Source organism: Streptomyces flavofungini (genome assembly GCF_014650815.1).
In the GTDB taxonomy this organism is placed as follows: Bacteria; Actinomycetota; Actinomycetes; order Streptomycetales; family Streptomycetaceae; genus Streptomyces; species Streptomyces flavofungini.
The window spans coordinates 1-7,783 of record NZ_BMVR01000045.1; the positions used below are offsets into that span (position 1 = coordinate 1).

Sequence of the window (7,783 nt, forward strand, 5' to 3'; positions counted from 1 at the left end):
GACGTCAATCGCCAAGGCCATCCTCACCCTTGAGCGGCAACGCTGAAGAAGCTCAGTGCTGGATGCTGGCCCTGGTCGCGGAGGTGATCCGCCGCCGGTTCGGGGTGCACTGCACGCTGCCCGGTGTGGATCTGCTGCTGCACCGGATCGGCTGGAGCGTGCAGGTGCCCGCCCGCCGGGCCGCCGAGCGGGACGAGGCGAAGATCGCCAAGTGGAAGGACGAGCGGTGGCCCGCCATGAAAGGGACGGCGGCAGACCCGGGCGCCTGGGTCTGCTTCGAAGAAGAGGCCGGCCAGGGGCTGAGGCCATCGAGGGGACGCCCTCCGGGGCGCAAGGGCTTCACCGAGACCGACTACGCCCGCCTCCTGGACGCCGCGCACCAGCAACTGGACGGCCCCGTCGTCGTGATCCGGGACAACTTGAACACCCGCGCCAGCACCGCGATGAAGCGGCTCGTCTCGGCCCGGTCCTGGCTGACCGTCTGCCAACTCCCGCCCTGCACTCCCGAGCTCAACCCCCCGTCGAGGCGGTGTGGTCCCACCCGAAGCGATCCCTGGCGAACCTGCCCAAACGGGGTATCGACCAGCTGACCGGCCTGATCAAAACCCGCCTCAAGAAGACCCAGTACCGGCCCGGCCTCCTCAACAGCTACCTCGCGCAGACCGCACTCGCCCTCACACCCCCGCAACCCCCGCCATTAATGATCTCCAGCCGCAACGAATTATGCGGAACACAGGCGACAACACATCCCACAAACGCGGAGATCCTGCCCAGCCTTTCGGCTGAACAGGATCTCGTGATGTTCCTCGAGAGTTACCCGAGAACTCTCGTCAGCTGGTCTGAGAGGGATTGAGGGCCTCGACTGCCCTTCGTTCGGCGGCATCAGCTGCCTTGTTCTTTGCCGCGTCCAGTCCCTTGGCATCCGCTACAGCCTTGGCCGCGTCCGTGGCAGGAGCGGACGGAGCGGCGGCGACAGCAGCTGCCTTGGCGATTTTATCGGTTTCAGCAGCCAAGGCGGCAGCGGCATTAGCCCTCTCACGAAGACTGGCGGCGTCGCCGGTGTCGGCGTCGTCGGCGTCGCCGGTGTCGGCGCCGCCGGCGGCTTCGGCTTGGTCGGCTTGGAACTTAGCATCCTTGGCGACGGTGGCGGCGCGGGCGGCGGCCAGGGCCGTAAGCGCGGCGAAGCTGTCAGCGTTTTCCTGGGCGAGGTCAGCGGCGGTGGCGGCCTCCGTTGCAGCAGTCTCGGATTCCAAGGCTTCGGCAGCGCGGTCAGCGGCAGCGGCAGCTGCGACGGCATTCTTAAGCGGCTGTCCAGTGCCAAGGGCGCCGCCCGCGCCGTACTTACCCTGGAACTCGGAGATCTTGCCCGCGGCGCTGGCGGCGCGGGCGGCGGCGCTGGCGGCGCGGGAGGCGTGGCACGGCTTGAACGCGGCATCACGCCCGGCCGTGTCAGCGTCGGCTTTGTCCTCCGCCTCATCAGTACACACCACAGCCTCCACCGCCCGCACCGAAGCGGCAGGAACAGCAGACCAGTGCACTCCCCCGGCCGCCAGGGCCGGGGGAACAGCCCCTGCCACAGCCACCGTGGCCAGGGCAATCCCCACAGGAATGGTCCGGAACATCAAGATCACCACATCTCCGCAGTCCGTCCCCAGCACCCACCCAGCCCGACCGAAAACCATGAGGACGCACCCTCAAGGATCTACAAGGACCGACACAGACACGCCGGAAATACAAACCGCACCGAAGGAATCAGAGAGGAAGTCAGGGACCCAGCCCACGCAGGCGGACCCTTCCCCCCCATGACGCTAACCACAACCCCCACAACCCCAGCACCCCCACACCCCGCATTCACTCACTCAGGTGACAAACACCACCCGCAGGCACCAACGGGGGGCATGAATTTGACTCTTCCGAGATTTTCGTAGCCGATGACCGCCATGGATGCCGAGTAGGGTCGGGGACTGGCACGGTGGCTGACGCTTCGTTTCCAGTCCCCGCCACTTCAAACCGGGCATGCGGTTCTCCCGCACCCGGCTTGCCGGCATCGTTCACCGACTGGCATGCGCCGTCGCCCTGCGTACGGTTCCGATAAGGCGGCAGACCCCGGGCCGGGTGATCCGCCCATAAGCAAATCGAGCGGCCCAGTTCCGGCCTCGCAGGCCATGCTTTCGGCTGACGAGAATCGTCAGCCGCTCGTGGACGTAACCATCAACTGCCTTGAACTTCCGTCTGGAGTTCCCGTTGCGGACGTACGCGCCCCAGCCTCGGAGTACGGGGTTGAGGTCGGCAACCACGGCGGACACCGGTCGTTCGGCCTTCGAGATGACGGTTGCCGCACGGACTCTGTCCCGCAGCACCCGCATCGCTCTGGCCGAGGGCCAGCGTTGCAAGTAGAACCTGCCCGCCATTTCCACAATTCCACTTTCCGGTGGTGGAAGCCGAGGCAATCGAAGCCCTGTCAGCCCCGGGTGAGGCAGACAATGCCGGACTTCCCGGTATGCAGACACACCCCAACTCTCGCCAGCACGTGTCCGGCCAATTCCCGGACCAGTTCTGCCCATTGTCTGGTCGGCGCCTCTTCCACACGGACAGGGGCGCGCAGTACACGTCCGCCGCGTTCGCCCAGGTCTGCGACGGGTACAGGATCCGCAGGGGCATGGGCCGGGTCGGCTCGAGCTGTGACAACGCCCTCGCCGAGAGTTTCCGGCAGGGACTCAAGAGGGAGACGATGCACCAGCGGTTTTTCTCGACGATGCGTCAGGCGAGGCTGGAGATCTTCCAGCCAGTGGCTCACCTACTGCAATGCCCGCAGACGCCACAGCGCCCTCAACTACCTCTCACCCAACCCTGCAGCAGACCCAACAGCAGCACCTGCGAGCAGATAGACACGCAATCGCAGCATGAGCGCCTGCGTCCACACCGCCGGGGTCACCTCAGGCAAGGATGCACGCCATCGCCGAGGGCGTTTGATTCAAGCTCGTCGGCGGAGGAACTCACGCGACTGCGGTGTACCTGCAAAGGAGGAGATGTTCCGGCGCAGTCTTTCCATGCTTGCGGCTGCACGGAATGAAACCACGGCGTCCAGGCAGTCCTGGGCGCGGTGGGCGTGCTCGATAGCAACGTCGAGGTTTCCTACTCTTAGGTGTGCTTGGGCTGCATACGTCCGGTAGATGCATTCCTGCCGGGCACCCAGATGGCGCCCGACATCGCTGATGTCGGACGTATCGATGTGCCGGCAGGCTTGGCGCGGCCGGTCGAGTGCGAGCAGAATTCTTCCTGTTTCGATTTCAAGTGAAGAAGTAGTGAGCCACGAGGCAAGGGAACGAGCCATCGGTTGCGTGCTCGTTTCCAAGGCGCTGCACGCATCGCCGAGCTCGCGCAGGCATGTGGTGGTGTCATTCAGTGCGGCATGTGCGCGTGCCGCGACCAGGTGGAGCGCCGCTGCCGTTTGTGTGCTTGGTGCAGCGTGGCGTGCCGCGGCCGCGCGAGATTCCAACAAGTCCAGTGCAGCGGCGGGATGGCCGGTAGTGCAGTGCTGGGATGCCAGCAGTGTGGCGAAGTACGCCCCGACTTCGGCGGCCCTGCCTGTATCCGCCAGCTTGATGGCGCTGCGGTAGTGCAAGGCGGCAGTGGCGTGGTCGCCGTCGTCGTACGCGGTCCAGCCAGCGATGCCGGTGGCTAGCGCCATGAGTTCGTGGAGTTTCGCGCCGATGGTCTTGTCACGCACGGCCTGGCCCTGCAGGGCAGTCATGATGGCGAGCTCCCCCTCGGCCGATGCACGGGCCCATCCCGATCCCAGGGCTCTGTCGAGGTGGAGCAAAGCGGCAAGGCGCGCTTCGATGGCTGTGAGGGTGGATGTGCCGATGCGGTCTCTGGGGCCTGGTGATATCGGCTGAGGTTGTGTCCCGTGCATGGTCTGCATGCCTTCCTTGTCGTGGGGTGAACTGATCATTCGTAAGATCGGCGGCCCCAGGGTTCCTGGGGGTAGCTGGCATGGTGGTGCCGCTGTTGTGGCTCAGAGGGATTGGCGGCCCGGGGACCCGCGACGGCTCGGCCACTCATTGGGATACGCGAATTGCATCGCTTCGTATGGACACGTCGGCGAGGCCGTCTGCTGGGACACGTGTTGGAACAACTTCGGAGGTGACCGTGCCCGAACTGTGGGCAGGGACAGCCGTGGGCAGGGCCGAGCATCACTGCACGGTGCTCGACCAGGACGTCACGGTGTGTCTCACCCGGCAGGTGCCGAACAGCGGGACCGAGCTGCTGGAACTGCTCAGTGACGTACGGGAGCTGGCCGACGGCGATCCGGTGACGTGGGTGGTGGACCTGAACGCCGGTGGTGCCGCGCTGCAGATCGCTGTGCTGGTCAGCCACAGCCAGCGGCTGCTCTACATCCCCGGCCGCACCGTCGACCATGCCTCCGGTGCCTGTCGGGGCAGCGGGAAGGCCGACGCGAAGGACGCCTTGGTCATCGCCGACACCGCCCAGATGCGCAGGGACCTGCAGCCTCTGCAGGAGGCCAGTGAGATCACGGTCGATCTGAAGATCCTGACCGCCCGGCGCATGGACCTGTCGGCGGACCGCACGAGGGCGATCAACTGGCTCCGTGCGCAGCTGCTGGAGTACTTCCCCGCCCTGGAGCGGGCCTTTGACTACAGCACCTCCAAGACCGCGCTCATCCTGCTGACGAAGTACCAGACCCCGGCCGCTCTGCGGCGAGTCGGCCGGGCCCGGCTGGCGACCTGGCTGAAGAACCACGGGGTGCGCACCATCACCACCGCGCAGAGCGCAGCGGTGAGTGCGGGCGAGGCCCAGATCGCAGCCATCCCTGGGAAGAAGGCCGCGGCGAAGATGGTCCACATCCTGGCCAGGGAGGTGATGGCCCTCGGCCAGGAGACTGCAGAATTCGAAGCCCTGAGCTAGGGCCGGTTTCACGAACATCCCGACGCAGATGTGATCACCAGCATGCCGGGCATCGGCGTCACACCCGGCGCAGAGTTCATCGCCGCGACCGGCGGCGACATGGCTGCCTTCGGCAGCCCGAACCGCCTTGCCGACGTCGCCCCCGTCCCACGTGACTCGGGCAAGGTCCCCGGAAACCTCCGCAGACCACGCCGCTGCAGCCGTCGGCTTCTGCGCATGTTCTACGCTGGTGTGACCGCTTCCTGCAGGGCCATCGGCTGCCGCCCTCCACCAGTTGCCCGCACTGCTACTGCGGGCCATCATGCCAACGATTGCGGGGAGAGGCAGCCGGTGTTCCGTCGCTTGGCTGGCCTGCCGGCCCTGCCCGGGTGAAGAGGCTGATCGGCGCCCCGCCCCATGGAGTGTCAGTGCGCGGGCCCTCTCCGCCGATGCCGCACTCTGGCGTCCGATCACGGTGGCTGCGTGCCGCCCGAGGCCGCTATGAGAGATCCAGCACCGCGGACCACTGCGGATCGCGGACACAAGCAGGGTGCCAGCATTTTCTGGGCTAAAGACTGCGAGGCTCAGCGAGGCGGGCGTGAAGTTCTCGCACGGCAGGACTGGCGCGGTACGGGAGAAATCTCTGCCGAATCTGTGGCAGGAAAGCCGGGGGCACGTCGCCCATGTAGTCGAGCACTGTGAGGGTTTCATGTGCGGCCTGGTCGATGTCTCCGCATGCCAGCCGCGCATCGAGCAGATACAGGAGACGTACGGGCATCTTGGTCATGGGGGGGCGTATGCAAGGCTCAGATGATGCTTCCATGAGCGGCTCGAAACACTCGGTGAGAGCACGCCGGGCCCGGCCCAGGTGGAACCAGACAATACCCTTGACAACTTTCAAGGTTGTCTTACTGAACGGCATCAGGAAAGGTTCCTGCACCGGTGCTTCTTCCGATTCGCCTGGAAGCGCAGAGGAGGACTCTTCCAGGCACCGGAGGCTGCGCCGCGAGGCGAGAAGCTGGCTGTACGCGATCGCGCGTGTTGCGTGGCAGAGAGCAGAAAACCGCGGTGAAGGAGAGGGGACTGCGGCCTGCGCGGCCCTGATGAGCTCCAGGCTGTCCTGTGGAGAGCCGAACGTGAGGTGGTAGCGCGCAAGGCTGGCCATGGTGTGGCCGGCCAGCAGGGGTTCGTGGGAGGTCCATGCAGAGCGGATGGCCGCCAGAGCGTAGTGCTCGGTCCGGCGGCTGTCGCCCAGGCCAAAGGACGAGTCAGCGCACACGGCCGCGATCCGGGCCGCCAGGCGATGGAGCCGCAGCCCGATGGGCGGGCCGTACCCCATAGTGCGCAAAAGGCCGGTAATCAGCCGGAGTTCCCCTTCAGCTGCCGAGTATGCCTCGAGCGGGTGGAGAACGGTCAGCAGCTCCGTCAGTGCGTCAACACGGGTCTCCAGCACTGCCAGTAGGTCCTCATCGAGAAGACGCCCTGGCCTGCTCGGCGCTGGAGCAGGCTCCGCCAGCAAGCGGGTCCACGTCTCCGCGAGGACGCCGATACCTCGGCCTGTCACAGAGGGGGAACGGCACGGGGCGGAATGCGGTGGCCACGAGGCCTCTTCCAGTGCTTCCACGGTCCCTTGTGCTGTGTGCGGCCGGGTCAGCAGAAGAGCGTCCCCTGTCGCGTGAAGCAGCCATTCGGGCCACCCGAACCTCACTACTGACTCGCGCGGGATACCGTGGATGTGGGCAATGGCAAGTTGCGCCCCGAGGTCGGGGACAACTCTGCCGGACTCCCACAGACTGATCTTCTCCGGGCGTGCGCTCATCGTCCCCAGGTTCAGTTCGGCGTGCGCCTGAGCAATCAGCGCCGCATATGAGGCCTGTTTGCGATCGAGCGAGGCCCGCATGACGGCCAACGGGTGACGGCTCCTCAGCACTTGTGGTCCTTCCGGCAGCTCCCGCCCCATCTCGCTGAACCATAGTGGATCGTAGCGGGCGTACGAGTGGGCATCGCTGGCAGCTCCGAGAAGGCATCCGGTGCGCAGACGGCATATTCTTGGCCAACGCAACGCACTGCGCTATCCACCGAGACAGTCCGCAGGGCACGGCGCAACCGTAGCGGTATGTCTCCCGAAACCTCTCAGCAAGTGACAGCAAACAGCGCCACCTTGGCTTAGTAATGCTGCAATGACAGGCCACTCGCGACCCCACCAGCACTCTTGCTGTCTACTTTTTGACAGCGACGGCTGAAAAGTGACTCAGACCCACTTTCCGTGCTTGGCCCACGGAGGGTCACCGAACCCGAGAGCATGACCGGCCTGCCGCTTCGAGGAGGACACGCTTGCGGAGCAGGTCGAAGTTGGCCCGGCCGAACAGCTGCCGCTTGAGCATCTTGTTGTTACGGCCCTCGACAGCACCGGAGCTGTAGCGCAGGCTGAGACCCGCGGTAACGGCGTCGAAGTCCTGACCCAGTCCGCCCGCGAAGGCGTGCAACGCGGGCAGGTCGTCTTCCTGGACCTTGACGGTCCACCGGTTCAGGTGCCGACTGTCGCGGTTGTTCTTCAACTCCGCGAAGGCACGGACATGTTGGGCAGTTCGGTCCAGTGCCGGGCACCGGGTCAGCACGGCTTTGAGCTGCTGGGGTTCCTCGTCAGTAAGGGCGTCGGGGTGACGAGTGATCCAGCCCGTGACGCCTCGGGCCGAGATGTGCCTGCGAGGCGGATCGTCGTGGGGGAAGACGTCGCGGAGTCGTCGGACGTACTCCGGACGATGGTGATGCCGCCGCGGTAGCCACGCCCTTGGAGTTCGCTGAAGAGGCAGACGGCATTGAGCTTCTTCAGCGTTGCCGCTCAAGGGTGAGGATGGCCTTGGCGATTGACGTC

General features: G+C 65.7%; 7 protein-coding genes and 2 pseudogenes. 4 read left to right on the forward strand and 5 right to left on the reverse strand.

Annotation, left to right across the window (positions count from 1 at the left end):
- Positions 1-685: pseudogene (locus IE274_RS39965) on the forward strand (winged helix-turn-helix domain-containing protein); the annotation flags it as partial.
- Between the two features lie 145 nt (positions 686-830).
- Here the strand turns inward: IE274_RS39965 and IE274_RS38925 are convergent.
- Together IE274_RS38925 and IE274_RS40535 are read right to left on the reverse strand one after the other, a co-directional pair.
- Positions 831-1,631: a hypothetical protein gene (locus IE274_RS38925; protein WP_190120682.1), complete on the reverse strand. Its 801-nt coding sequence runs from the start codon at positions 1,629-1,631 to the stop codon at positions 831-833.
- Positions 1,632-2,051: 420 nt separating this feature from the next.
- On the reverse strand, positions 2,052-2,564 hold the full coding sequence (locus IE274_RS40535; protein ID WP_372447301.1) for a group II intron maturase-specific domain-containing protein: 513 nt from the start codon (positions 2,562-2,564) through the stop codon (positions 2,052-2,054).
- Between the two features lie 5 nt (positions 2,565-2,569).
- On the opposite strand from IE274_RS40535, the pseudogene IE274_RS39970 reads away from it, so the two are divergent.
- Positions 2,570-2,888 (forward strand): annotated as a pseudogene (locus tag IE274_RS39970) (integrase core domain-containing protein); the annotation flags it as partial.
- Positions 2,889-2,974: 86 nt separating this feature from the next.
- On the opposite strand, the gene IE274_RS38940 reads toward IE274_RS39970, so the two are convergent.
- Positions 2,975-3,955: an NsdA family TPR-like regulatory protein gene (locus IE274_RS38940; RefSeq protein ID WP_504740289.1), complete on the reverse strand. Its 981-nt coding sequence runs from the start codon at positions 3,953-3,955 to the stop codon at positions 2,975-2,977.
- A 191-nt stretch (positions 3,956-4,146) separates the two neighbouring features.
- Here IE274_RS38940 and IE274_RS38945 point away from each other — a divergent pair, with 191 nt between their 5' ends.
- Both IE274_RS38945 and IE274_RS40540 read left to right on the forward strand, forming a co-directional pair.
- Complete coding sequence (locus IE274_RS38945) at positions 4,147-4,929, forward strand: IS110 family transposase (protein WP_190120685.1); 783 nt, start codon at positions 4,147-4,149, stop codon at positions 4,927-4,929.
- Between the two features lie 30 nt (positions 4,930-4,959).
- The gene (locus IE274_RS40540; protein WP_190120686.1) at positions 4,960-5,301 is read left to right on the forward strand and encodes a transposase; all 342 of its coding nucleotides are present in this window, start codon (positions 4,960-4,962) and stop codon (positions 5,299-5,301) included.
- A 175-nt stretch (positions 5,302-5,476) separates the two neighbouring features.
- Here the strand turns inward: IE274_RS40540 and IE274_RS40620 are convergent, their stop codons facing one another.
- Both IE274_RS40620 and IE274_RS38960 read right to left on the reverse strand, forming a co-directional pair.
- A complete protein-coding gene (locus IE274_RS40620) occupies positions 5,477-6,868 on the reverse strand; it encodes an NsdA family TPR-like regulatory protein (RefSeq protein WP_504740290.1) in 1,392 nt (463 codons plus the stop codon).
- 325 nt (positions 6,869-7,193) lie between these two features.
- A complete protein-coding gene (locus tag IE274_RS38960; RefSeq protein ID WP_190120688.1) occupies positions 7,194-7,754 on the reverse strand; it encodes a transposase in 561 nt (186 codons plus the stop codon).
- Positions 7,755-7,783: the final 29 nt, after the last annotated feature.